Genomic DNA, 24962 nt, shown 5'->3' with positions numbered 1-24962 from the left:
GAGGCGCGTCAAAGCAACTCGGCCTGCCGGCTGCGGCCGGCCGATTTCGCCTTGCCGCGCGGCCGGGTGGCGGCGGCCGCGGCATCGTCGGCGCCGGCCAGCACGAGCTGCGCGACGAAACCGGCATATTCGGCGCGGGTCATCGGCCCGCCCTCGCGGAACCACATGTAATGCCAGTTCAGCATGCCGAAGACGCTCATCGTCAGCGGCTTGAGCACGCGCTTCTGCTTCGCCGCCGGCACGGCGGCAGCGAGTGCATCCGACATGATCCCGACCAGGATCCGCTCGCTTGCGAGCAGCGGCTGCTGCTTATCCTTCGGCAACAGCTTGAGACTTGAGATCTGGACCTGATGTTCGGCGTCGGCATGCCGGTAGAGCTCGAGTAGGGTCGCAACGATCGTCCTGAAGCGTGCGGCCGGATCGCCGGCCTGTGCGCTCGCCTTGCGGAGTGCCGCCACCAGTTTCGCGAGATGCGACGACAGGATATCGAACAGGATCGCTTCCTTGTCGGGATAATAATGATAGAGCAGAGCCTTCGAAACACCGCAGGCATCGGCGATGGTGTTCATCGACGTGCCGACATATCCCGATGCGGCAAACAGCTCGGCCGAGCGATGCAGCATCGAGAGGCGCTTGTCGTCATAGTCCTTGGCGCGCGATCGGGCCATGTCTTGTCCGTTCCACCAGGCGGCCGTTCGGCCATCGTCCAGAGATGTCAGTCAATAGTCGCAAGGTTCCGGGACCACAGCCCCGGCGCCTCCGAACTGCTATTTATTGACCATCCGGTCGGACAATTCCATAAGCCCGGCGATCGGGCAACATTGCCCGGAATGAATTTTCCTGGCGCAGCGTCGCGAGAGCATCTCTCTGCTGCAAATCGCCTCGTCATGCGCGTCTGATTGCAAAGTTCGCGGCGCCGCCGAGTTTCGCGCGCGTCCCGAACAGGAGCGTGTTATCGTTCATCGAACGGCTCGGAATGCGAAGGAGGCTCTGGGTGCGGACATCCTCTTGGCTCCACGTCCTTCGTCGCGCGGCCCGTCGGCTGAAGAGATGGCAGCGGCGATTAGCGCGCGCTGCCAACCCCGACGGCAAGGACATGCACGAACTCTTTCTGTTTGGTCCTCACGGCTGATCGCTCGTTGCCGCGACGCATGCCCAATCGAGACCGCGGCAGATGTGATCCATCGCCACGCTGACGTCAGTCTGCCTACGCCGCACATGTCGAGCGGCAGGATCACGCACAGAGCGATAGCATGACAGCTCCTCGAGCGCGTCACGTCATCATCGTCGGCGGCGGCGCGAGCGGCGTCCTGCTGGCACATCAGTTGCTGCGTCAATCGGCGGACGATGTCCGGGTCAGCCTGATCGAGCAGGGCCCCGATATCGGGCGCGGCATCGCCTATCATACCGGCAATCCGGATCATCTGCTCAATGTACGGGTCGCCAATATGAGCGCGCTGCCCGATCAGCCGGATCATTTCTGGCACTGGCTGATCTCGCGCGGGGCGGACGCGACGCTCTGCCCTGATCCCTATTGCTTCGTGCCGCGGCGCATCTTTGGCGACTACATTGCCAGTCTGCTCGAGCAATAGGCGTCCGATCAGGCCGACATCCAACGCCTGTCGATCGCGCACGCCAGATGCATCGCGATCCGCGAACGGCGGGGCAACGTCGCCACCAGCCTCGACGACGGCCGGCAGCTGATCGGCGACATCGTCGTTCTCGCAACCGGGCACGATCCACGCGCGAACAGTCCGGGACATGCCGGTCCCTGGGCGGTACCGTCTGTCGCTGCGATCGCCGACGACGCGACCGTCCTGATCCTCGGCACGGGGCCGACGATGGTCGATTACGTGCTGTCGTTGCTCCGCGACGGGCATCGCGGGCCGATCGTTGCGATGTCGCGCCGGGGCCTTCTCGCGAAACCGCACCGCCGGGTCGACGCCGTGCGCATCGAGGAGGCGGAGGTCCCCTTCGGCTCCGGAATCGGCAGCCTGCTTCGCTGGCTTCGCGGCCGCATCGACCGGCACATCGCTGCGGGCGGCGACTGGCGCAGCGTGATCGAGGGCTTCGCCCCCCACACCCAGCGGCTGTGGCGTGAGCTCCCGCTTTCGTCCAAGCGCCGGTTCCTCGAACACGCACGTGCCTGGTGGGACGTACCGGCACCGGATGGCGCCGCAAGTGGAGGTCCGGATCACTGAAGCAATCTATGGAGGCCGGCTCACCCCCGATAGCCGCAAAGCTGATCTCGGCCGAGCCCGACCGGACAGGCGCGATCGTCAGTTACCGGCGGCGCGGCGAGAGCAGGCTCCGTCGCATGCACGTCGGCGCCATCGTCGACTGCACCGGCATCGTCAAGGATCCACGCGCAACCGCCAATCCCGCGGTGCGCAGCCTGCTCGAGCGTGGCCTGGCGCGCGTCGATCCGCTCCGCATCGGCATCGAAACCGATCGCAATTGCGCGATCATCGGTCACGACGGCGTGCCGTCACGCCGCCTGTATGCCGTCGGCCCGCTCACGCGCGCCGCGTTCTGGGAGATCAGCGCAATTCCCGTCATCCGCAACCAATGCGCCGAGCTCGCCACTCTGCTGGTCCGCTCCGACGAAGAGCGGCGGCTCGCATCCCTCGCGCGCGTCTAGAAGCTTCGGCTCTGATCAATCAGAACCGAAACTGCAGCCTCTTGTTTTGACGCGCTTTCTTCACGCGAACCGGCGTCGACTTCAACGCCCTAGCTGCCGAAGCCGGCCGGAATGAACGCCGGCAGCTTCTCCTCGATGAAGTGCTTGACCTCGGGCGAGTTGAAGACCTGGATGAAGGCCTTCAGGCGCGGATCGTCCTTCTTGTCCGGCCGCGCGGTAAAGCGCAGCACGAGACCATCATCGACCGTGCGGTCGATCACCAGCGCCGATTTCGGATCACCGCCGGCCGGTATCAGATAGGTGATATTAACGAGCGCAAGCGAGACGTCGTCGAGCGACCGGTAGGTCTGCGCCGGATCGAGCTCGACGATCTTCAGGTTCTTGGGATTTTCGATGATATCAAACCGGCTCACCGAAAAACCCTTGCCCGGCGCCAGCTTGATCAGTCCGGCGCGTTCGAGCAGGATCAAGCCACGCGCGCCGTTGAGCGGCTCGTTCGGGATCGCAACGCTGTCGCCGGACTTGATCTCGTCGAGCGACTTGATCTTCTTCGAGAACAGCCCGACGGGCGCGATCACGCCGACCTTGTCGACCTGGATCAGGTTGAAACCGCGCTGCTTGTTCTGGATCGCGAGATAGGTGGCGTGCTGGAACAGGTTAGCGTCGACATCGCCGCTATTTACCACCTCGTTCAACGCGACCCAGTCCGACAGCTCGACGATCTTGACGTCCTGCCCCTTGTCCTTGGCGAGCTTGGCGGCAAAGGCAGCCAGCTGACCGACCGGGCCGGCGCTGGTCGCGATCTTGAGAGGTTCGTCCGCAACGGCGGCCGCAGTCATGGCAAGCAGCACGCCAGCTGCCTGCGCCAGGCGCAACAATGTCTTCATGGTCTCGGTTTCAACTCCGTCTTCAGGGATCGATCAGGCCGCCTTGCGGCCGCGGCTTCCCGCTTCAGCCTCGGCCAATGCCTGGGTGAGGTCGGCGAGGATGTCGTCCGGATGCTCGATGCCGACCGAAAGCCTGATGTAGCCGGGCGTCACGCCTGCCGCGAGTTGCTCCGCGGCGCTCAGCTGCTGATGGGTGGTCGACGCCGGATGGATCGCCAGCGAGCGCGCATCGCCGATATTGGCGACGTGATAGAACAGTTTCAGCGCATCGATGAAACGACGGCCGACCTCGACGCCCCCTTTCAGCTCGAAGCCGACCAGCCCGCCATAGCCGCCCTTCAGATAGAGATCGGCGCGGCGCCGGTCCTCCCCGCTCTGCAGTCCGGGAAAGATCACATGCGAAACGGCGGGATGCCGTGCCAGGAAATTCGCGACCTTGATCGCGTTCTCGTTGTGCTGACGCAGCCGCAACGGCAAGGTCTCGAGTCCCTGGATGAACTGAAATGCGTTCTGGGGAGCGACCGAGGCGCCGAGATCGCGCAGCAGCTTCACGCGTGCGCGCAGGATGTAGGCGATCGGGCCAAGCGGCTTGGCTGCCTCGGTCCAGATCGCGCCGTGATAGGCATCGTCCGGCTGCGTCAGCAACGGGAAGCGCTCGGCGTGCGCCGCCCAGTCGAAATTGCCGCCGTCGATGATCGCTCCGCCGATCGATGTGCCGTGGCCGCCGATATACTTTGTCGCGGAATAAACGACGATCGCCGCGCCGTGCTCGAACGGGCGCGCAATGAGCGGGACGGCGGTGTTGTCGAGAATCAGCGGCACGCCGAGCGAACGGCCGATATCCGCGACTTCCCTGATCGGGAACACGTTGAGCTTGGGGTTCGGCAGCGTCTCGGCGAAGTAGGCCCGGGTCTTCGCATCGGTCGCCCGGCGGAAGTTTTCCGGATCGGCCGGATCGACGAAGCGAACCTCGATGCCGAACTGCTTCAGCGTCTGCGACAGCAGCGTCAACGTGCCGCCGTACAGATCGGTCGATGAGACGATATTGTCGCCGGCTTGCGCGATGTTGAAGATCGCGTAAGCCGTCGCCGACTGGCCCGACGCTACGGCCAGAGCGCCAACGCCGCCTTCCAGCGCGGCCAGGCGCTCCTCGAACACGTCAGCCGTCGGGTTCTTGATCCTGGTGTAGATCTGTCCGATCGCCTCCAGGGCGAACAGCCGCGATGCGTGATCGGTATTCTCGAATTGAAAGGACGTCGTTTGGTAGATCGGAACAGCCACGGCGCCGGTCGCCGGGTCGGATCGGTACGATCCGCCATGCAAGGCGAGCGTCTCGACATTCTTGGTTTCGATCGGCATTTCGAAATCTCCTGAAATCCATGGACCCAGCATCAAAAGGCAGAGAATGATGCGCAGCAGCGTCCGCGACTGTCGAGACGTCGGCGAAAATAGCGATGAGCGTGCTGACCGCACGTCTGATGGCGTCGCTAATTTTTCAGCCGCTGCTCCCATCGCGTAACATTTGTTTCACTGCGCCGCCGTGTTGAACGGATCAGCGGAGTTGATGAGCCATCAGCTGATCGAGCCTGCAAATCAATGCGCCATGTCGCGCATGCCGTCATTTCGAACAGCACCACGACGTTGAACAAACGAATCTCTGCTGCGCCGGATCGAAGATGGAGCACGATTTTGATCCTGTCTTTGCGAATAGAAAATAAAGCCGCGCAGCGGTCGTGATAAATCACCTCTCAGTCCTCAATTGGCGGAATCGCGCGATGACCAGACCGAAGGAACTTCGTTTCAACGCGTTCAACATGATGGCGCCGAGCCACAACTGGGCCGGCCTCTGGTCGCATCCGCGCGACACTTCACTTAACTACAACTCGCTGGACTATTGGGTTGACTACGCCAGAACAGCCGAACGCGGCCTGCTCGACGGCATCTTCCTCGCCGACGTCTTTGGCATCTATGACGTCTACGGCGGCAGTCCTGAGACGGCGCTGCGTCACGCCGTTCAATTGCCGAACGCCGAGCCGACCCTGCTCGTCTCCGCCATGGCTTATGCAACGAAGCATCTCGGCTTTGGCATCACGTCCAACCTCACCTACGAGCATCCCTACCAGTTCGCCCGCCGCTTCTCGACGCTCGATCACCTCACCGAGGGGCGGATCGGCTGGAATGTCGTCACCGGCTATCTCGACAGCGGCGCCCGCGGAATGGGTCTTGAGGCCAACCGCGCGCATGATGAACGCTACGAGGCGGCCGAGGAATTCCTCACCGCGGCCTACAAGTTGTGGGAAGGCAGCTGGGAGGACAGCGCGGTCCGCCGTGACCGGACAGCGCGCGTGTTCACTGATCCGGCAAGGATCCACAATGTGCGGCACCAGGGACTTCATTACCGGGTCGACGGCATCCACCTCGCCGAACCCTCGCCACAGCGCACGCCCCTGCTCTATCAGGCGGGCACCTCGAAGCGCGGCCGCGCCTTCGCGGCGAGGCACGCGGAGGCGATCTTCCTCAACGGCCAGACCAAGCCCATTCTAGCCCGCGCCGTACGCGAGATCAGGGAGGCGGCCAAGGCGTTCGGACGCGATCCCTATGATATCCGCCTGTTCGCCGGCGCGACCGTGATCGTTGCCCCGACGCGCGCGGAGGCCAACGATCTGCTCGAGGAGTACGCAGGGTATGTCGATCAAGCCGGCCAGCTGGCTCTGCTCTCGGGCTGGACCGGCATCGATTTCTCGAACTATCGCCCCGACCAGGCGGTGCAATATGTCGAGAGCAACGCGATCCAGTCGATGGTCGAGAATTTCACGTTGCGGAGCGACCGGCCGGTCAAGGTCGGCGATCTCGCGACGCTGAGCCGGGTCGGCGCACGCTCGCCATTCGTGGTCGGCTCACCCCAGGACGTGGCGGACGAGCTGATCGCCTGGGTCGACGAAACCGACGTCGACGGCTTCAACCTGTTCCGCCTCGTCGCGCCGGAATCGCTGACGTCATTCGTCGACCTCGTCGTGCCGGAATTGCAGTCACGCGGGGTCTACAAGACAGCCTATCGCGAAGGCACGCTTCGCGAGAAGCTGTTCCCCGGACGCGGACCCTATCTTGACGCCACGCATCCCGGCGCCGGCTTCCGCCGCGCCTCGCCGGCAGCGCGCACCGAGGCCGCCGAATAGATCAGCCTGGAAACCTCCTGGCGATGGGCGATGAACGCCCGTCACCAGGTTGCGATGTAGGTGCCCTTGAAGCGCTTCTCGAGGAACGCCTTGACCTCTTCGGAATGGTAGGCGTCGATCAACTGCTTGACCCAGGGCTTGTCCTTGTCCGCTTCGCGCACGGCAACGATGTTGACCCACGGGCCATCGGCCGCCTCGCGAGCAATGGCATCGGTGGCGGGATTGAGCCCGGCCTGAACCGCATAATTGTTGTTGATCGAGACCAGGTCGACATCTTGCAGTGAACGCGGCAGTTGCGCGGCATCAAGCTCGACGAAGCGCAGATGCTTCGGATTGTCGGTGATGTCGGCAATAGTCGACGCGACGTTGTTGGGATCCTTGAGCTTGATCACGCCATGCAGGGCCAGGATCATCAGGCCACGCGCGCCGTTGGAGGGATCGTTGGCGATGGCGACGCGGGCGCCTTCCGGAAGGTCCGCGAGCTTCTTGTACTTCTGCGAGTAGACGCCCTGCGGCGAGCCGATCGTGTTGGCGACCTTGACGATCTTCCAGCCGGTCTTGGCGATCTGGTTCTTCAGGTACGGCTCGTGCTGGAACGAGTTGGCCTCGAGGTCCTTCAGCGCCAGCGCCTGGTTGGGGATCACGTAATCAGTGAACTCGACCACCTTGATGTCGAACCCATGGCCCGCAGCCACCTTCCTGACGACCTCCAGGATCTCGGCATGTGGTCCGGCCGTGACGCCGACCCGGATCGTCTCGGCCCTCGCGGTGCCGACCAAGAGTGCTACCGCGGCAACCCCCATCATCAGGATACGCATCATCTTCCCTCGACAATTGGATCGGTAACTACCAGCTCGGCAGCACGGCGCCCTTGAACTTGGTCAGCACGAACTCCTTGACCTCCGGGGTGTGATAGCTGTCCACGAGGATCTTGACCCAGGGCTTGTCCTTGTCGGCGGTGCGGACGGCGATCAGGTTGACGTAGGGGCCCTTCGGATCCTCGCGCAGGATCGGATCCTTGACCGGATCGAGGCCGGCCTGGGTTGCATAATTGGTGTTGATCGCGGCAGCATCGACGTCGTCGAGCGCACGCGGCGCCTGCGCCGCGTCCACCTCGATGAACTTCAGCTTCCTGGGATTCTCGGTGATGTCGAGCACCGTCGGCTTGAAGCCGACACCGTCCTTCAGCTTGATCACGCCCTTGTCGCGCAGCAGCAGCAGTACGCGGCCGCCATTGGTCGGATCGTTCGGGATCGAGACCTTGCCTCCGTCAGGAACGTCGGCCCAGCTCTTGTGCTTGCGCGAATAGACGCCGATCGGGAAATTCACGGTCAGGCCGACGGCCTCGATCTTGTAGCCGCGATCGGCCTTCTGGTTGTCCAGGTAGGGCTGATTCTGGAACGAATTGGCCTGGATCTCGCCGGCGTCGAGCGCGGCGTTCGGCACCACGTAATCGGAGAACTCGAGGAGCTGGATGTCGAGCCCCTGCCTGGCAGCGATCGGCTTCACGGCCTCGAGGATCTGCGCATGCGGACCCGGCGTCACCCCGATCTTGATGGTTTCTGCCGCGGCGGCGGTCGACCAGATCGCAACAACGCCTGCAAGAGCGAAAATCGATCGAAGCAACATCTTGGTCTCCATGGAACTGAACTCGCTATGAAGCTCATCGCCCGCGCCGGGGACGAAATCAATGAAATGAGAATCCAAATTTTTCCCCATGACGAGTCGCCGCTGCTGTGGGCGCGATGAAAAGAGAATGGAGCCGGCCGGGCATCTTGGCGCAGCGAGCGACTTATCTGCTGATGCCGGCTGCAACGCGCAGGCCAAAAATACTTTTCTCGCGGACTTCGCTTGCAGAGAAAATTGCACTCGTTCGGACGACTTCTCCGCGATTGCCTCCGGCGCACCGATTGCACACAAATGGCAAAAGATCGAACCGGCTCAGGACAACTTGCCATGCCCATCTTTGCCCGCCCCATCCCGCAAGCGCAGGCCGCATCATCGGCGACTGCGATGTCGCGCCGTCTTGCTGTCGCCGCCATCGGGCTGCTTGCGATGACCTCGCTGGTTCGGCCTGCGGCCGCCGAGGAAATCCGGATCGGCTACCAGAAATCGTCGACGCTGACCGCGATCCTGAAGACCAACGGCGCGCTGGAGAAGGCGTTGGCGCAGCTCGGCATCACCGTGTCGTGGCACGAGTTCACCAGCGGCCTGCCGCTGCTCGAGGCCATCAATGTCGGCAGCATCGATTTCGGAGCCGACGTCGCCGACACCGTGCCGATCTTCGCCCAGGCCGCCGGCGCCAAGCTCGCTTACGTCGCCGAGGAAACCGCTTCTCCATCGGCGCAGGCGATCCTGGTGCCGAAGGATTCCGCGATCAAAGCGCTGGCCGATCTCAAGGGCAAGAAGGTCGCGGTGACAAAGGGCGCGGGCAGCCACTTCCTGCTGCTGGCGGTGCTCGCCAAGGCCGGACTGTCCTTCAAGGACATCACGCCGGCCTATCTGACGCCGGCCGATGGCCGCGCGGCATTCGTCAGCGGCAATGTCGACGCCTGGGTCGCCTGGGATCCGTTCCTCAGCAGCGCGCAACGCCGGTCCGGCGCGCGCATCCTGACCGACGGCAGCGGCGGGCTCGCAAGCTACAAGCGCTACTATCTCGCGTCGGCCGCGTTCGCCGAAAAGCGGACCGATGCACTGAATGTGATCTTTGCCAGGCTGGTCGAAACCGGCACCTGGGTCAAAGCCAATCCGAACGTGGCCGCGGCGCTGCTCGCCGGCCTGTGGGGCATCGACGCCGCCACGGTGGAGGAGGCCAACAGCCATCGCTCCTACAAGGTCGGCGTGGTCACCGCGGCCGGCCTTTCCGAGCAGCAGAAGATCGCCGATACCTTCACAGCGGAAGGTCTACTGCCACGCAAGGTCGATACCGGCGACGTCAAGATCTGGGCACCGAAGGGATCGTGACGCCGCCGCACCTTCAGCGATGCCGCAGCCGGCGGTTGACCCGGCGCGCCAGATAGTCGCCGGCGCTCTGGACGAGTTGCACCAGTGCGATCAGCACGACGACGACGGCCAGCATCATCTCCGGCATGAAGCGCTGGTAGCCGTAGCGGATGCCGAGATCGCCAAGCCCTCCGCCGCCGACCGCGCCCACCATCGCGGAGTAGCCGAGCAGGCTGACCACGGCGAGCGTCAGCGCCAGCAACAGGCCGGGCAGCGCCTCGGGGATCAGCACCTTGAACACGATCTGGAGCGGGCTCGCGCCAAACGAGGATGCTGTCTCGATCAGACCAGCATCGACCTCGCGGATCGCCGCCTCGACCAGACGGGCAATGAACGGCGTCGCCGCGATGGTGAGCGGCACGATTGCCGCGCCCGATCCGATCGAGGTGCCGGCAATCAGCCGCGTGAAAGGAATGATCGCAACCACCAGGATGATGAACGGCGTCGAGCGGGCCGCATTGACGATCACGCCGAGCAGGCCATTGGCTGACGGCGCGGCGAACAGCTCGCCTTTCCGGCTGGTCGCCAGGAAGACACCAAGCGGAAGGCCCAGCGCGGTCGCAACCAGCGCGGCCACCGAGACCATGAAAAGGCTCTCGCCCGTGGCCTGAACGATCAGGTTGATGAGTTCACGCGACATGGCCGAGACGCTCCACCAGAATGTCATGCTGAGAAAGATAGGCTAGGGCCTGCCTGGCCGCGGCTTCACCGCCGGGAATGCTGAGGATCAGCGAGCCCACGTGCTGGCCGCCGATCTCATCGATGCGGGCCGACAGCAGCGCCACGTCATGGGAAAGTTCGCGCGAAAGCCGCGCCACCACGGTGTCGCCGGCCTCGGTGCCGCGCACCTGCACGCGAAGGACCGCCTGCCCGCCGGCAACCGGCTGTGGCGAAAGGCGGCTCGCCAGCGAGACCGGAACACTGTCCCCGATCACCTCGGAAAGGAACGCCTGCGTGACCGGATGCCGGGGATGTGTGAAGATGTCGGCGACATGGCCGCTTTCGACGACGTGGCCGGCGTCCAGCACCACCACTTCCTTCGCGAACTGGCGCACAACCGACATTTCGTGGGTGATCAGCACGATGGTCACGCCGAGCTCGCGGTTGATGTTCGCGAGCAGGTCGAGGATCGCGCGCGTGGTCTGCGGATCGAGCGCGGAGGTCGCCTCGTCCGACAGCAGCACGCTCGGCCGCGTCGCCAGCGCTCGCGCGATGCCGACCCGCTGCTTCTGTCCGCCGGAGAGTTCCGACGGATAGCGGTCGTGCTTGTCGGCGATGCCGACGAGCGCGAGCAGCTCAGTCACACGGGCCTTGATGTCGGCCTTGGCCCAGCCGGCGATCTCGAGCGGCAGGGCGATGTTGTCGGCCGCGGTGCGCGAGGACAGCAGGTTGAAGTGCTGGAAGATCATGCCGATCGAGCGCTGCGCCAACCGCAGCGCGCGGCCGGCAAGCGCCGAGATCTCGCTGTTATCGACGACGACGCGGCCGCTCGACGGCTTCTCCAGGCCGTTGATCAGCCGCACGAGGCTGGACTTGCCTGCGCCGGAGCGGCCGATCACGCCGGTAATGGACCCGCGCGGAATCGCGAAGTCGATCGCCTGCAGGGCATGCACGCTCGGCTTGTCGCGATAGGCCGGATAGACCTTCGAGACGGCCTCGAAACGGATCATGGCATCGCTCGCGCCTGATGCGAGCGGGATGGGCGGCAGCGGCGCAACAGCCTGCGCCGTCGTCAGGGATTGATGTACATTCATTCAGTCGGTCCAATTAGGAAATGGCTTCGGTCGCCGGGAGCAGCCGGGCTCAATGACCAAAGAGCAGATAGCTGCGATCGATGCCGCGGAGATCGCGCGTCTCGTCGGTCCAGCCGACCGCGCGGCGGTAGCTGCCCAACGCGGCAGTCTGCCGCAACGCGACCACGTCGGTCGGGCGAGGCTCCTCCGCATAAGGCGACACGTAAAGCGCGTCCTCGGGACAATACAATTCGCAGAGGAAACAGGTCTGGCAATCGCCCTGACGGGCGATCACCGGGATCCCCTCCGTCTTGTCGAAGACATTGGTGGGGCAGACGTTCACGCAAATGTCGCAGGACGTGCAGCGCTCGGCGTCGATCACCTCGATCATTCCGCGGCCTCTGAGTAGCTGGCATCGGCATGCGGCCGCACCGTGGTCCAGACCTCGTCCAAGCCGCCGCTCGTCACGTAATGGCGTTGGCGGTCGTCTTGATAGGGATAATCGTCACGACGATGCATGCCGCGGCTTTCCTGACGCGCCAGTGCGCTGCGGTACATCCATCGCGCTGTGGCCAGCATCGCCGCGCTTTCGCGGGCACGCAGCAGATCGTCCTTGCTCGCCGCATCGGCCGATGATGCATCGACCCACGCCGCATCCAGCCGCTCGAGGGCGCTTTCGAGACGCGAGGCGTGCCGGAAGTAGTTCAGCTCATACGGGTAGACCTCGTCCTGGACCGCTTTTGTCAGCGTGGCGGGCTCAAACGCGCGACCCGCCTTGCTTCGGAACGCGACGGTGCCGGCGGACGCCAGTCGTCGCTGACGTGCTGGGCCCAGCTGCCTTGCATAGCCGGCAGCGCCCCATCCGGCCCAGGTCCCCGACGTCATCGCCCAGGCGGCGTTGTGGCTGCCGCCGCCGGTGAAGCCACCGCAGATCAATTCGCGCGTCGCCGCATCTCCGGCGGCATAGAGCCCGGGGACGGTGGTTGCGCAGGTCTCGTCGACGATGCGAAGGCCGCCGGTGCCACGCACGGTGCCTTCCAGTCGCAGCGTAACCGGAAAACGATCCTTGAACGGATCGATTCCGGTGCGGTCGAAGGGCAGGAAGAAATTCGGTTGCGAGGCCCGCATGTGCAGCTGGACGTCCGCGTCGGCCTTGTCGAGCCGCGCATAGACCGGCCCCCCGAAGCAGGGCTCGGGCAATCGCGGAACGACCGCCTTTGGATGCAGCACCAGCTGCCGTCTTCATAGGTGAAGTTGGCCCAGCCATAGAACAGCGTCTTGGTGACCGAGCCGAACGCCGGCGAGATCGCGTAGGGATTGGAAAACTCCATGCTGCTGAATTCGGCGCCGGCTTCGGCGGCCATGAGATAGCCGTCACCGGTGAGCACGTTCGAACCTAGCGTCTTGCTCAGAAACGCACAGCCGCCGGTCGCGATGACGACGGCCTTGGCGCGCACGGTCCAGCGATCCTGCTTCTGGCGACGCAGGCCGCTCGCGCCCGCAACCGCCCCGGCCTCGTCGAGCAATAATTCCAGCGCCGGGCTGTGATCGAGGACGGTGACGCCGGCCTGCTTGGTCCGCTTGCGCATCAAGCGCATATATTCGGGGCCTTGCAGCGAGTTGCGCTGCGACTTGCCGGTGTCGTCGACCGGGTAAGGGTAACCCCAGGCGGCCAGACGATTGCTGTCCTCGTAGGTCTGGTCGAGCACGCGCGCCATCCAGCGGCGATCCTGCAGGTGCCCGCCCATCTTTTCGCGATTGGCCATCGCGGCCTCGCGCAGCGCCGGCTTGGGATCGACATACCAGACGCCGGTGCCGGCAGCCGCGGTGGCACCCGACGTGCCGCAAAATCCCTTGTCGGCGAGCACGACGCGAGCGCCGCGCTCGGCGGCGCTCACCGCGGCCCACGTGCCCGCCGGTCCGCCGCCGATCACCAGCACATCAGCGTCGAATTCGACCGAGCCGCCTGGCGCGGTTCGCTGTTCGGCGCGTCGCTCGTGGACTGTCATGGTTCAGTGCTCCGGGCGGCACCGATTGCTTGCAACGCGCCGCAACAGCATCGTTACGCGCGCAGGCCGCTCTGGCAATTTCAGATATTTGCGCAGACTTGGACGAAGCTTCCCCTGCCGCGGCACGTGGCAGAATATTCATGCGGCGGCGGAGAGGACGTTCCGTTCATTGCAGAAGATCGACACCGGATTTGTCCGCAGATCACGCAGCGGAGACGGATATTTCTTTTTGCATGCACGCGCCGGTCGTTCGTTTTCATGTGGCCTGACAGGCGATACTTCGTGAGTTGTCTCACCTCACTGCGTGGCAGCCATGTCCGATCGTCAGCTTCACCTCAATGTCAACCTGCTGCACTCCGGCGTCTATGCGTCGGCGTGGCGGCTGCCCGAAAGCGATCCTCGCGCCTGCTTCGACGTCGGCCATTATGTGCGCGTGGCTGAGATCGCCGAACGCGGCAAGCTCGATGCGATCTTCCTTGCCGACACACCGGCGATCACCGACCGCATCGACTACCGCTCCTTCATGTCGATGGAACCGACGATCGTGCTAGCGTCGGTGGCCGCGGCGACCAGCCATGTCGGGCTGATCGCGACCGCCTCGACCACCTACAACGAGCCCTACAACATCGCGCGCCGCTTCGCGACCCTGGATCTCGCGAGCGGCGGCCGCGCCGGCTGGAATGCGGTGACCACTGCCGACACGTCGGCCAGCCGAAATTTCGGCCTCAGCAACGTGCTGGAGCACAAGGCCCGCTACGAGCGCGCCAAGGAGTTCGCCGAGGTCGTCCATGCACTGTGGGACAGTTGGGAGGACGACGCCTTTGTCGGCGACAAGTCCTCGGCGCGATTTGTCGATACGTCGAAGGTTCATCCGATCGCGCATCGCGGCGCCCATTACGCCGTGGCCGGTCCACTCAACGTGCCACGTTCGCCCCAGGGCCGTCCGGTGACCGTGCAGGCCGGCGGCTCGAGCGACGGGCGTGACCTCGCTGCCGCGCAGGCCGAAGCCGTGTTCACGCTGGCGCAGACGATCGAGGAAGGCGTCGCCTATGCGCGCGATCTGCGCGCCCGCGCCGCGACCTACGGCCGCGCCGGCGACTCCATCGTCATCCTGCCGGGCCTTGCCACAGTGATCGGCAGCACCGAAGCCGAGGCGAAACGGCGGCAGGATGAGCTGTGGGAGCTGGTTCCGATCGAGTACAGCCTGGCGCGTCTCGCGGGCACATTGCAGGTCGATCCTGCGATCCTTGAGCTCGACAAGCCGCTACCCGATCCGCTGCCGCTGCCGGCCAACGCCAACCACACCATGTTCCAGGGCACGGTGAACCTTGCCCGCCGCGGCAACCTCACCGTCCGGCAGTTGTTGCGCGCGCTCGGCGGCGGGGTCGGACACCGCATCATCGTCGGTACGCCCGAGCAGATCGCCGACGACATCGAGGCCTGGTTCAAGGCTGGCGCGGCCGACGGATTCAATCTGATGCCGGACGTGCTGCCGACGGGACTCGAGGTCTTCGTCGACAGCGTGGTGCCTATCCTGCAGCGCCGCGGTCTATTCCGAACCGATTATGCCGGCACCACCTTGCGTGAGCATTTTGGCTTGCCTCGGCCGATCAGCCGCTTTGCACGTCGGACGGAAGCCGCCGCAACCGCGTGACGCAGTTACCGCGAGCTCGCCAGCAGTGCTGGGGTGTCATTCGCAACAGATGACGCTTCGCGGACGCGCGGGATGATCTCCTTCGCAAAGCGCTCCATCTCGGCCTCGAAAGGCTGGAATTGCAGCATGAATAACTCGATGCCTGCGGCATGGAACGCCCCGATCCTGGCGGCCACGTCATCATAGCTGCCGACCAGACCGGCAGCGGTGCCGCCGTTGCTGCCGACCCGCTCCGACTTCTGCATGGTCTGCATCATCACGACCTTCGGGTCGGTGTTCTGTCGCTGGATCGCCTTCATCGAGGCGTCCTTCCGCGACAGCTCAAGCAGCCGCTCATAGGCGGCCTGGGCCTCGGCCTGCGTCTGGCGCGCGATGACGAAGGCGGACAGCCCGAAGCGAAGCGGCGCCGACGTCCGCGGCCGCGCCGCCACGTCGGCAATGAGGCCCGCAACATCCTCGAGCGGCTGACCGTTGATGAACCAGACGTCGCCGCGGTCGGCGACCAAAGCGCGCGCCGGCTCGGACTCGCCGCCGACATAGATCAATGGTCGCGGTCGGTAGAGGCTCGACGGCCGCAACAGATAATCGCGGACATCGAAATGCTCGCCCTTGTAGGTCAACCGCTCGCCCTGCATCAGGCGCGAGACAATCGTGATCCACTCGCGGCCATAGGCGTAACGGGCATCATGCTCGGCAAAGCCGATACCGGCCTTGTCGAGTTCGGGCCGGTTCCAGGCATTGACCAGGTTGATCGCGAAGCGTCCGCGGCTGATGTTCTCGATCCCGAGCGCGAGCTTGGCGAGAACCACCGGATGATAGAGATAGGGCTTGATGGCCGCGATGATCTCGATCCGGCTGGTCAATGCCGCAACGGCCGCCGCCGCGCTCCAGGCCTCGAGCTGATCGAAATCCTCCTGATGCGGATTGATGGTGTGCTGCGCGATCAGCGTGGAATCGTAGCCCAATGCCTCGGCGGCAAGCACGAGGTCGCGATTGCGCTCCCACGATGCGTCATACGGCTCTTCTGGATCCTGATAGGCCGCGCGCGAACCATGGACCAGCGCCCAGATGCCAAAGCGAAGCGGTCGTGTCGACATGCCGTCTCTCCGATTTCCCTGACGTTACGTCGGTGTGTTTTCAAAGAAGCACGGCGACAGATCAAGCAGCGGCGCATCAAAAGATTTTCCTTGCCGCGCCGCGCGCGCCGATAAACCAGAAAACTCCGGACGTAGCGACAATTGGAATACGGCTCTATTTCTGTTCGAGAAAATTCGTGGGACAGTTTGCGTCGCATGAGCCGCGCGCGCTTTCGAACGGACGAACCGTCGATCGAGAGAATGGCGGACCATGCCGCGCGCGATCAATGATGCTCGCGCGCAATGTTAGACGAGGACAGAACAGACTTGAGCAACCTCGAACAGGCTGCGTCATCGATCGCGTTTGAGTCAACGCCGCGCAGCGATCAAACGGCATCGCCGTCCCGGAAGGCACGAGTAGAGATCGACCGGCGCGGCATGCTGCTGCTGTCGTGGCTCGCCCCGGTCGTGCTTCTGATCGTCTGGGAGTTGCTGGCGCAAGCCGGCTGGCTCTCGCCGCAGGTGCTGCCGGCACCGAGCAAGGTCGTCCGGACGGCATTCAAGCTGGCGACGTCCGGAAGCCTGCTGAACGATCTCGGCGCCAGCCTGCTGCGCGCAACGGCCGGTTTTGCGATCGGCGGCAGCGTCGGATTCGCGCTCGGCATCCTCGTGGGCTTCTCGCGAATCGCGGAGGCTGCGATCGACCGCAGCATCCAGATGATCCGCGCGATCCCGTTTCTCGCCGCGCTGCCGCTGGTGATCGTCTGGCTCGGCGTCGGCGAAGCCCAGAAGATCTTCCTGGTCGCGCTCGGCGTCGCCTTCCCGATCTACATCAACACCACGCTGGGCATCCGGCAGGTCGACCCGAAGCTGCTCGAGCTCGGACGCGTCCAGGGCCTCGGGACACTCGAGCTGATCCGGCGCGTCATCCTGCCCGGCGCCCTGCCCTCGATCCTGACCGGTGTGCGCTATGCGCTGGCGACCGCGTGGCTGGCGCTGGTGGTCGCGGAGACCATCGGCGCCCAGTCCGGCATCGGCTTTCTCGCCATGGATGCGCGCGAGTTCCTGCGCACCGACGTGATCGTGCTGACGATCGCGATCTATGCGCTGATCGGCGTCGCCGCCGACGGCATCGCGCGCACCCTGGAGCGACGGCTATTGGCCTGGCATCCGAATTATGGAAGCGCGCGATGACACTGCACGCCGTGCCCTCACCGGCCGCGATTGCGCCGGCCGTCGCGGTGACGGGACTGCATCGCGCCTATGGCAGTCGCGTGGTGATCGAGAACCTCAACCTGCGCATCGAGCGCGGCGAGTTCGTCGTCCTGCTCGGCGAAAGCGGCTGCGGCAAGACCACGCTGCTGCGGGCGCTGGCCGGCCTCGATGCGATCGACGGCGGGCGCATCACGGCACCACGGCGCCCCGCCGTCGTTTTCCAGGAGCACCGGCTGCTGCCCTGGGACAGTCTGTGGCGCAACGTCTCGCTCGGCCTCAATGCGACCGACGCCCGCCAGCGCGCCGCCACCGCGCTCACCGAGGTCGGACTCGGCGGCCGTCTCGATGACTGGCCGCGCAACCTCTCGGGCGGACAGGCGCAGCGCGTGGCGCTGGCGCGCGCGCTGGTGCAGGAGCCCGAGCTGCTCTTGCTCGACGAGCCGTTCGCAGCGCTCGATGCGCTGACCCGCATTCGGATGCACGATCTGGTGCGCGAGCTGGTCGCCGTCCATCGACCCGGCGTCCTCCTGGTCACTCACGACGTCGACGAGGCGATCGCGCTCGCCGACCGCATCCTGGTGATGCGCGAGGGCCGGATCGCGTTCGAGCATCGCATGAAACGTAACGGCGCAGCGCCTATCGCCCGCACCGACCTGCTGGCGGAGCTCGGCGTCGGCACCTCTCACCCCATTCCTGCCTGAGGACCACTCAATGTCTATCCCCCGGTTCACCAACCCCACCCGTCGCAGCTTCCTTGGCGGCGCCGCCTTCGGCATCGGCGCGCTTGCCGGCTTTGACCTGTCCGAGCCGGCGCATGCGGCGACCGGCCGCGTCACCGACACGGTGCGTCTGACCTGGGGTTTGAGCGGCCTCAATCTGATCGCCAAGGAGCGCGGCGAGTTCGAGAAGCTGCTGGCCAGGGACGGCATCAAGGTCGAGTGGCTCGGGCCGTTCCCCAATCATGCACCGACGCTGCAGGCTGTGACCGGCGGCAGTGCCGATTTCAGCTTCGGCGGCAGCACGACGCCGGCACTCGCCGCGATTATCGCCGGCTCGCCGCTGGTGTTCACCCAATTCGTGGTCTACGAGCCGCGCACCACGGCGATCATCGCGCGGGATGACTCTGGCATAAACAAGGTCGAGGATCTCGTCGGCAAGTCGGTGGCGGTGAACCGCTCGGGTCTCGGCGAATTCCTGCTGGTTGCGGCGCTCGAGAAGCACAAGGTCGACCGCTCTAAGGTGACGTTCGTCTATCTCAACCCGCCGGACGCAGCGCCGGCGCTGGCCTCCGGGAAGGTCGACGCCTGGTCGATGTGGAGCCCGGGCGTCGATATCGCGCGGCTCGAATACAAGGCGCACGACATCTTCCTGGAAGGTCGCGATCTCGAGTTCCAGATCGATTACACGTCCTACCTGACCACCCGAAAATTCGCGACCGACAATCCTGCGCTGGTCCGGGCCGTCAACGATGCCTTCCGCGCCGAAGGCAAGTGGATCTCAGCGAACAGCAAGGATGCCGAATACATCGCGCAGAAGGCCGGCAAGTACAGCGACCAGGTCCGCGACCAGTTCATCGCGCTGAACCGGCAGTATCGCTACTTCGCCGCCAACGACGAAAACTTCCTCGCCGAGCTGCAAAGGGCCGCCGACTGGCTGGTCGCGCGCAAGGTGCTCCCGGAGCCGATCAAAGTCACCGACCACCTGGCCCAGCTCTGATCAGCAGCCGTCATATCAATCAACGCCATTCGGGTGATACCAATGAACAAGCCTCTGTCCGCCACCTCGCTGGAGCCTTCCGACCGCCTGCCCAGCCGCGCACCCGATATCGACGCGCTGCTCGGCCGCATCGCGGAAGGCGCCGCCGACCGCGAACGCGAGCGCGTCCTGCCGTTCGCGCAAGTCGATCTCATTCGCAAGGCCCGCCTCGGCGCGTTGCGGCTTCCGATCGAATCCGGCGGCGCCGGCCTGTCGATTCGCGCATTGTTCGAGATCGTCATTGGTCTCGGCGAGGCCGACGCCAATGTCGCGCATATCCTGCGCAACCATTTCAGCGTCGTCGAACGCCTGGTGCGCCGGCCGAAGGACGATCAGCACAGGCAGTGGCAGAAGGCAGTTGCCGACGGCGCGATCATCGGGCTCGCGGCGACCGAGCTCGACACGCCGAAGATCGGCAATGTCACGCCGAACACGACACTCACTGCCGACGGCGACGACTACCTGCTCAACGGCACGAAATACTACAGCACCGGCACACTGTATTCGGACTACGTCCTCGTTCGCACCGCCGACACTTCCGCCACCAATGCTGCCGTGCTAATTCCGGTCAACCGCGAGGGCATTGAGCTCATCGACGACTGGGACGGCCTCGGGCAGCGGCTGACGGCGACCGGCACCACCCACTTCCGCAACGTGCGCGTCAAGCGCCAGGAAGCCGTGTTCGACGCACCGGATACCGGCTACGGCATTCCCTACTCCAACACATTTGCCCAGCTGTTCCTGACTGCGATCAATGCCGGCATCGCGCGCGCCGTGCTGCGCGACGCCAGCGCCCTGGTGCGGACCCGCAAGCGGACGTTCTATTACGCGCCCAGCGAGCTTCCGGCGGACGACCCGCTGCTGCAACAGACCGTCGGCCAGATCGCCAGCGGCGCATTCGCGGCGGAGACCGTGGTGCTTGCGGCCGCGGAGGCGCTCGATATCGCCACCAATGCTTTCGATGCAGGCGACGAAAAGGCCGTCGATGCGGCGCACAGGGCCGCGCTGCTGTCGGCCAAGGCCAAGATCGTTGCGGACGAGTTCGCGATCCGGAGCGGCAGCCTGCTGTTCGACGTCGGCGGCGCATCGGCCACCAAGAAGGCGACTAATTTCGACCGCCACTGGCGCAACGCGCGCACCCTGGCGTCGCACAATCCAAACACCTTCAAAGCGCGCTCGATCGGACAATACGAGATCAGCGGCACGCCGCTACCCGCCAAGGGCTTCTTCTAGAGTTCCGTTCCGATCGAGTCGGAACGGAGCCTAAATTCCTGTTTTGATGCGTTTCTTCACGCGAACCGGTATCCACTTCGCTCGAAAACGCTCTGGCGAGGTCCAATCCGGCGAGGCAATGCAGGGGAGAATCCTGATGAGCAGGCCGGATATTCATCTTGTGGACGCCGACCACGAGATCGAGCGTCAATTTCGCCTTGTCATGCGCCGCCTCCCGGGCGGCGTTTGCATCATCACCGCAGGACAAGGTGAGGACATCACCGGCATGACGGTGACCTCGCTGACGTCGCTCAGCGCCAGCCCACCCCGGTTGCTGGTCAGCATCAACCGGCAGGCATCGTCCTTCGCACCGATCGCCCGCCATCGGCTGTTCGGCGTCAACATCCTCGGCTCCGACCAGCAGGTCCTGGCCGAGCGCTTCAGCGATGGCCGGCTGAAAGGCAGGGAGCGCTTCGAGGGCACCGACTGGACCCATGGAGCCTCGAGCGTGCCGTTGCTGCAGCGTTCGCTTGCGATGATCGAATGCCAGGTCGAGGAGATCATCGAGCGGCATTCCTATGGCATCATCGTGGGCCGTCTCGCCAGCATGGAATTGTCGCACCGGCTGTCCGGCCTCACCTACTGGAATGGACAGTATGTCCAGATCGATCACGAGGCCGATCTCGACCTATTGGCCGAAGTCAGCATTCCTCTGGCGCATGTCCGTTAGAGCGTTTTCAAGCGAAGTGGGTACCGGTTCGCATGAGGAAAACGCGTCAAAACAAGAATAGAGAGCCCCGTTCCGATGCAGTCGGAACGGATCTCTAGGACAGGGAAAGGCATAACTATGAAACGCGAAACGCCGCCACCATCGCCTCGGTCGTCAGCCGGCTCAGTCAGCCGACAACCGGCCCGCTGGCAGCTCGACCGGATCGTGGCCGAGCTGCGCACCTCCCGCGAGGAGACCCACAGCATCCGGCAAGACGGCGAGGCTCGCCGTGCCCCCTCGCGCGACGCGCTGGAGGCGATCCTCGACGGCCTCACCGAGGCGCTGTTTCCGCGCCACTACGGCCAATCCGACCTCGACGGCGAGAACATCGACTATTTCGTCGGCAATACGCTAAGCGCAGCATTGGATTCGCTCAGCGCGCAGGTCCATCGCGGCGCGCTGTTCGTCGGCGACGAGCTAGAGCCGGGCTTTGCGCACGAAGAGGCGATCGAGCTGACACGCGCATTCGCCACCCAACTGCCGTCGGTCCGCGGGCTGCTGATCAACGATCTGCGGGCGGCATTCGTTGGAGATCCGGCGGCGCGGAATTTTCCCGAGATCCTGATCGGCTATCCCGGGATGACCGCCATCATCCACCATCGCCTTGCCCATCTGCTCTACCAGATCGGCGCGCGGCTGGTGGCTCGCCTGATGTCGGAGATCGCCCACACAAGGACCGGCATCGATATCCATCCCGGCGCCCGGATCGGCTCTGGCTTCTTCATCGATCACGGAACCGGCGTCGTGATCGGCGAAACCGCCATCATCGGCAACAAGGTCCGGATCTATCAGGCGGTCACGCTCGGCGCCCGGCATTTCCCGACCGACGACGAGGGCCATGTGATCAAGGGCGACGCCCGCCATCCGATCGTCGAGGATGACGTCGTGATCTACGCAGGCGCAACCATACTCGGCCGGATCACGATCGGCCGCGGCTCGACCATCGGCGGCAACGTCTGGCTGACCAAGGACGTGCCGCCGAACAGCATTGTGACGCAGGCCACCGCACGAAACAGTCCGAGCGGCGCCTGAACCACGATCTCACGCCGAGACCTGCGCCTTCCATCGCATCAAGCGCCGTTCCAACGCCTCCAGGACGGCATTGAATGCCAACCCAATCACGGTGATCCCGATAATGCCGAAATACATCTGCGGGATCAGGAAGCTGTACTGGCTGTTGATGATGAGATAGCCGAGCCCCGCCTTCGCCCCGACCATCTCGGAGGCGACCAGCACCAGCATGGCAGAGGCGCTGGCGAGGCGAATGCCGACGAAGATGGTCGGAAGCGCTGCCGGAAGAATGACCTTGCGGAACAATTGCTGCGGGCTCGCGCCCATGGTGCGCGCCGACTTGATCAGGAGCGGATCGACCTGCTTGACGGCGGCGATCGTGTTGAGCAGCAGCGGCCAGGCGCAGCTATAGACCACCATCGTGACCTTCGAGAGCTCGCCGATGCCAAGCAGCAGGATGAACACCGGCAACAGCGCGAGCGGCGCGGTATTGCGGCAAATCTCGATGAACTGGTTCAGCAGATCGCCGAGCCTTGTGTACCAGCCGACGGCCAGCCCGAGCGGGACGAACAACGCGACCGACACCAGAAACCCGCTCAGGGCGCGGAGCAGGCTCGCGGAGGCGTCGTCATAGAGCTCGCCGGTTTGCGCGAGCTGCCAGCCTGCGGCGATGACTTCCGAGAAGGGCGGCAGAAACACCGCGTCGATCAAGCCGAGCCTGGGCGCGGCTTCCCAGAGCGCCAGAAGGGCGATCAGCAGCAGGGAGCGGCGCCCGAAAGCTGCCAGACCGCGGGTCGCGGCGCGGGCCGCGCTCACCAGCGGTGACCGCGCGGCCGCCGGGTGCTCGTCTCGCCGCCCATGCGCGAGCTCCAGCAATGTCAGCATCTCCAGGCTAGACATGAGCGACTTCCTTCACTTCACGGTCTACACGGCCTGCGCTGACCCTGCCCGCCGATTGTCCCTGCTGCGCCTTCTGCACCTCTTCCCGGAGCAGGCTCCATATCTCGTGCCTGACCTGACCGAACTCCGGCAGCGAACGCACGTCCTCATCTTCGCTGCGCAAGGCCGCGGGGATATCGACGATCTCTTTGATCCGGCCCGGGCGCGAGGTCATCACGGCCACGCGTTGGCCAAGCGCTACGGCCTCGTCTATGCCATGGGTGATAAAGACGATGGTCTTGCCGGTGGCGCGCCAGATCCGCAGCAGCTCGGTCTGGAGCGTCTCGCGCGTCTGGGCATCGAGCGCGGCGAACGGCTCGTCCATCAGCAGCACCTCGGGATCGTAAGCAAGACTGCGGGCAATCGCGACGCGCTGCTTCATGCCGCCGGAGAGCTCGTGCGGATAGCGGCTGGCAAATCCGGACAGGCCAACGAGGTCGAGGAAATGCCGCGCGATCTCGCGTCGCTGCGCGGCCTTCAGCCCGGCGATGTCGAGCCCGAACTCGACATTCTCCAGGGCGGTGCGCCAGGGAAACAGCGCGTATTGCTGGAACACGATGCCGCGGTCGCGGCCGGGCCCTTTGATCTGCCGCCCGTCGAGCAGGATGCGGCCGCTGGTCGGCGTCGTCAGCCCACCCAACAGATCGAGCAGGGTCGATTTCCCGCAGCCGCTGGGACCGACCAGGGCCAGGAACTCACCAGTGCGAACATCGAGCGTGATGTCCTCGAGGGCGGTGAAACGGCCCGCCGGCCGGCCCTTTTCGCCTCGTGTGACGAACTCCTTGCGGACCTTGTCAAAGCTGATCTTGACCGACGTCATCGGGCCTCCGCCGTCTTGCCGGGACGGAAATAGTTGAAGGCGTTGGTGTAGGTCTCGGAGGCCTTGACCTGGCCCGGCTTGAACAGACCGTCCTTCTCCAGCCAGTCGATCCACACCTGGATCTCGGCATCCGAGATCACCCCGCCTTTGCTCGCGACGCCCGTGCTCTTCCAGTACTTGATCGAGGAGGCATCCTCGTTGCGCTTGCGCTCCGCGATGATCCGGTTGAAGCGAGCCCGCACTTCATCGGGCGGCGCCGTCTGCGCCCACTGGATCGCGCGCGAGATCCCCTCGACCAGCTTGCGGGCCATGTCCGGATTGTCCTTGATGAACTTGTCGCGCAGGACGTAGGAGCCGCCGGTGAAATTGCCGAACAGACCGGTGTCGTTGAACAGCGAGTGGATGCCGCCACGCTCCAGTGCCTTGTCGCGCAGCACGCCGCTAAGGGTGCTCACTTCGACCTGGCCTTGCCGCAGCGCCTGCTCGGCGGTGACGGGTGGGACCGCCACCAATGTCACCTGCTTGACCTCGACGGCGCTAAGGCCGTTCCGCGCCAGATACTCACGGAGCACAAATTCCAGATGGGCACCGAGCGTATTGACGGCGACCTTCTTGCCGATCAGGTCGCGCGCGGTCTTGATTGGGCTGTCGTCCCTGACGAAGTAGCCGTTATAGGTGTTGGCGTCCGAGCCGTAATAGCCGACCACGGCCTTGATGGGCGCCTTTGCCGCGATCAGCTTGAGGATCGCGCCGTAGAAAGCCCCGCCGATGTCGATATCCCCGGTCACCACGGTCTGGATGTCCTGTGGGCCGCTGATGGTGTTGCCGACCCATTTCAGCTTCAGGGGCGCCAGATAGCCGAGGTCGTCGGCGAGCTCGATGAAGGTCACCTGCCCCGCCCAGCCCTGATACCGGATCTCGCTCTTGTCGAGCGGCGGCTCGGCGAAGGCGGGAGCGATCAGACCCAACGCAAAGGCGCCGGCCAGCAGCAATCGCGCCGCGCGGCGCGCGGCGGCTCGCCGCGCACGCAGAATTCGAATGATGGCTTTCATTGTGTTGCTC

General features: G+C 64.7%; 25 protein-coding genes and 1 pseudogene. 12 read left to right on the top strand and 14 right to left on the bottom strand.

Annotated features, from left to right (window positions below; all coding sequences use genetic code 11):
- Nucleotides 1-8: 8 nt before the first annotated feature.
- Nucleotides 9-668 (bottom strand): TetR/AcrR family transcriptional regulator, encoded by a 660-nt coding sequence (locus RX327_RS09910; RefSeq protein WP_050387465.1) that lies wholly within the window; start codon nucleotides 666-668, stop codon nucleotides 9-11.
- Nucleotides 669-1253: 585 nt separating this feature from the next.
- Here RX327_RS09910 and RX327_RS09905 point away from each other — a divergent pair.
- The 3 genes from RX327_RS09905 (at nucleotide 1254) to RX327_RS09895 (ending at nucleotide 2641) form a co-directional block, all read left to right on the top strand.
- Nucleotides 1254-1592: an FAD/NAD(P)-binding protein gene (locus RX327_RS09905; RefSeq protein WP_317250134.1), complete on the top strand. Its 339-nt coding sequence runs from the start codon at nucleotides 1254-1256 to the stop codon at nucleotides 1590-1592.
- Nucleotides 1593-1841: 249 nt separating this feature from the next.
- Entirely contained in the window at nucleotides 1842-2201 is a 360-nt protein-coding gene (locus RX327_RS09900; protein WP_317250133.1) for a hypothetical protein, read from the top strand.
- An 8-nt stretch (nucleotides 2202-2209) separates the two neighbouring features.
- Nucleotides 2210-2641, top strand: coding sequence for a hypothetical protein (locus RX327_RS09895; protein WP_317250132.1), 432 nt, complete (start codon nucleotides 2210-2212; stop codon nucleotides 2639-2641).
- Nucleotides 2642-2730: 89 nt separating this feature from the next.
- On the opposite strand, the gene RX327_RS09890 is transcribed toward RX327_RS09895, so the two are convergent.
- The 3 genes from RX327_RS09890 to RX327_RS09880 all read right to left on the bottom strand — a co-directional run bounded on the left by RX327_RS09890 (nucleotide 2731) and on the right by RX327_RS09880 (nucleotide 5273).
- Nucleotides 2731-3528 (bottom strand): MetQ/NlpA family ABC transporter substrate-binding protein, encoded by a 798-nt coding sequence (locus RX327_RS09890; RefSeq protein WP_028333343.1) that lies wholly within the window; start codon nucleotides 3526-3528, stop codon nucleotides 2731-2733.
- A 33-nt stretch (nucleotides 3529-3561) separates the two neighbouring features.
- Nucleotides 3562-4887, bottom strand: coding sequence for an O-acetylhomoserine aminocarboxypropyltransferase/cysteine synthase family protein (locus RX327_RS09885; RefSeq protein ID WP_050387466.1), 1326 nt, complete (start codon nucleotides 4885-4887; stop codon nucleotides 3562-3564).
- A 128-nt stretch (nucleotides 4888-5015) separates the two neighbouring features.
- Nucleotides 5016-5273 carry a hypothetical protein gene (locus tag RX327_RS09880; protein WP_152977913.1) on the bottom strand — a complete coding sequence of 86 codons (258 nt, stop codon included), beginning with the start codon at nucleotides 5271-5273 and terminating at the stop codon, nucleotides 5016-5018.
- Nucleotides 5274-5303: 30 nt separating this feature from the next.
- On the opposite strand from RX327_RS09880, the gene RX327_RS09875 reads away from it, so the two are divergent.
- The gene (locus RX327_RS09875) at nucleotides 5304-6704 is read left to right on the top strand and encodes an LLM class flavin-dependent oxidoreductase (protein WP_317250131.1); all 1401 of its coding nucleotides are present in this window, start codon (nucleotides 5304-5306) and stop codon (nucleotides 6702-6704) included.
- 41 nt (nucleotides 6705-6745) lie between these two features.
- Here the strand turns inward: RX327_RS09875 and RX327_RS09870 are convergent, their stop codons facing one another.
- Entirely contained in the window at nucleotides 6746-7525 is a 780-nt protein-coding gene (locus tag RX327_RS09870; RefSeq protein WP_410712151.1) for a MetQ/NlpA family ABC transporter substrate-binding protein, read from the bottom strand.
- Between the two features lie 25 nt (nucleotides 7526-7550).
- Nucleotides 7551-8345, bottom strand: coding sequence for a MetQ/NlpA family ABC transporter substrate-binding protein (locus RX327_RS09865; protein WP_317250130.1), 795 nt, complete (start codon nucleotides 8343-8345; stop codon nucleotides 7551-7553).
- Nucleotides 8346-8717: 372 nt separating this feature from the next.
- On the opposite strand from RX327_RS09865, the gene RX327_RS09860 reads away from it, so the two are divergent.
- Complete coding sequence (locus tag RX327_RS09860; RefSeq protein WP_193395278.1) at nucleotides 8718-9668, top strand: aliphatic sulfonate ABC transporter substrate-binding protein; 951 nt, start codon at nucleotides 8718-8720, stop codon at nucleotides 9666-9668.
- A 13-nt stretch (nucleotides 9669-9681) separates the two neighbouring features.
- Here the strand turns inward: RX327_RS09860 and RX327_RS09855 are convergent, their stop codons facing one another.
- The 4 genes and pseudogenes from RX327_RS09855 to RX327_RS09835 form a co-directional block, all read right to left on the bottom strand.
- On the bottom strand, nucleotides 9682-10347 hold the full coding sequence (locus tag RX327_RS09855) for a methionine ABC transporter permease (protein WP_317250129.1): 666 nt from the start codon (nucleotides 10345-10347) through the stop codon (nucleotides 9682-9684).
- The gene (locus RX327_RS09850) at nucleotides 10337-11461 is read right to left on the bottom strand and encodes a methionine ABC transporter ATP-binding protein (protein ID WP_317250128.1); all 1125 of its coding nucleotides are present in this window, start codon (nucleotides 11459-11461) and stop codon (nucleotides 10337-10339) included. The genes RX327_RS09855 and RX327_RS09850 overlap by 11 nt, the downstream gene beginning before the upstream one ends.
- 49 nt (nucleotides 11462-11510) lie before the next feature.
- Entirely contained in the window at nucleotides 11511-11831 is a 321-nt protein-coding gene (locus tag RX327_RS09845) for a ferredoxin family protein (protein WP_016840109.1), read from the bottom strand.
- Nucleotides 11828-13449 (bottom strand): annotated as a pseudogene (locus tag RX327_RS09835) (FAD-dependent oxidoreductase). The gene RX327_RS09845 and the pseudogene RX327_RS09835 overlap by 4 nt, the downstream one beginning before the upstream one ends.
- A gap of 313 nt (nucleotides 13450-13762) precedes the next feature.
- On the opposite strand from RX327_RS09835, the gene RX327_RS09830 reads away from it, so the two are divergent.
- Entirely contained in the window at nucleotides 13763-15103 is a 1341-nt protein-coding gene (locus tag RX327_RS09830) for an LLM class flavin-dependent oxidoreductase (RefSeq protein WP_028333353.1), read from the top strand.
- A 5-nt stretch (nucleotides 15104-15108) separates the two neighbouring features.
- On the opposite strand, the gene RX327_RS09825 is transcribed toward RX327_RS09830, so the two are convergent.
- Nucleotides 15109-16200, bottom strand: coding sequence for an LLM class flavin-dependent oxidoreductase (locus RX327_RS09825; protein ID WP_028333354.1), 1092 nt, complete (start codon nucleotides 16198-16200; stop codon nucleotides 15109-15111).
- 417 nt (nucleotides 16201-16617) lie between these two features.
- On the opposite strand from RX327_RS09825, the gene RX327_RS09820 reads away from it, so the two are divergent.
- The 6 genes from RX327_RS09820 (at nucleotide 16618) to epsC (ending at nucleotide 22162) form a co-directional block, all read left to right on the top strand.
- Nucleotides 16618-17373 carry an ABC transporter permease subunit gene (locus RX327_RS09820; RefSeq protein ID WP_152977927.1) on the top strand — a complete coding sequence of 252 codons (756 nt, stop codon included), beginning with the start codon at nucleotides 16618-16620 and terminating at the stop codon, nucleotides 17371-17373.
- On the top strand, nucleotides 17370-18095 hold the full coding sequence (locus RX327_RS09815) for an ABC transporter ATP-binding protein (RefSeq protein ID WP_050387473.1): 726 nt from the start codon (nucleotides 17370-17372) through the stop codon (nucleotides 18093-18095). Before RX327_RS09820 ends, RX327_RS09815 begins: the two co-directional genes overlap by 4 nt.
- A gap of 10 nt (nucleotides 18096-18105) precedes the next feature.
- A complete protein-coding gene (locus RX327_RS09810) occupies nucleotides 18106-19110 on the top strand; it encodes an NrtA/SsuA/CpmA family ABC transporter substrate-binding protein (RefSeq protein ID WP_050387474.1) in 1005 nt (334 codons plus the stop codon).
- Nucleotides 19111-19152: 42 nt separating this feature from the next.
- Complete coding sequence (locus RX327_RS09805) at nucleotides 19153-20382, top strand: acyl-CoA dehydrogenase family protein (RefSeq protein ID WP_317250125.1); 1230 nt, start codon at nucleotides 19153-19155, stop codon at nucleotides 20380-20382.
- Nucleotides 20383-20518: 136 nt separating this feature from the next.
- A complete protein-coding gene (locus tag RX327_RS09800; protein WP_050387590.1) occupies nucleotides 20519-21091 on the top strand; it encodes a flavin reductase family protein in 573 nt (190 codons plus the stop codon).
- 117 nt (nucleotides 21092-21208) lie between these two features.
- The gene (epsC, locus tag RX327_RS09795) at nucleotides 21209-22162 is read left to right on the top strand and encodes a serine O-acetyltransferase EpsC (protein ID WP_050387476.1); all 954 of its coding nucleotides are present in this window, start codon (nucleotides 21209-21211) and stop codon (nucleotides 22160-22162) included.
- A 9-nt stretch (nucleotides 22163-22171) separates the two neighbouring features.
- Here epsC and RX327_RS09790 read toward each other — a convergent pair whose 3' ends face one another.
- Genes RX327_RS09790 through RX327_RS09780 form a run of 3 tightly spaced genes read right to left on the bottom strand, consistent with a single transcriptional unit; the run spans nucleotide 22172 to nucleotide 24952 of the window.
- Nucleotides 22172-23041 carry an ABC transporter permease gene (locus RX327_RS09790; protein WP_317250123.1) on the bottom strand — a complete coding sequence of 290 codons (870 nt, stop codon included), beginning with the start codon at nucleotides 23039-23041 and terminating at the stop codon, nucleotides 22172-22174.
- Nucleotides 23034-23900 carry an ABC transporter ATP-binding protein gene (locus RX327_RS09785; RefSeq protein ID WP_317250122.1) on the bottom strand — a complete coding sequence of 289 codons (867 nt, stop codon included), beginning with the start codon at nucleotides 23898-23900 and terminating at the stop codon, nucleotides 23034-23036. The genes RX327_RS09790 and RX327_RS09785 overlap by 8 nt, the downstream gene beginning before the upstream one ends.
- Nucleotides 23897-24952, bottom strand: coding sequence for an ABC transporter substrate-binding protein (locus RX327_RS09780; protein ID WP_317250121.1), 1056 nt, complete (start codon nucleotides 24950-24952; stop codon nucleotides 23897-23899). Before RX327_RS09780 ends, RX327_RS09785 begins: the two co-directional genes overlap by 4 nt.
- Nucleotides 24953-24962 lie beyond the last annotated feature (10 nt).

The sequence above is a fragment of the Bradyrhizobium sp. BEA-2-5 genome, from assembly GCF_032918025.1.
Lineage (GTDB): Bacteria > Pseudomonadota > Alphaproteobacteria > Rhizobiales > Xanthobacteraceae > Bradyrhizobium > Bradyrhizobium pachyrhizi.
This window is presented reverse-complemented; position numbering and strand designations above follow the sequence as displayed.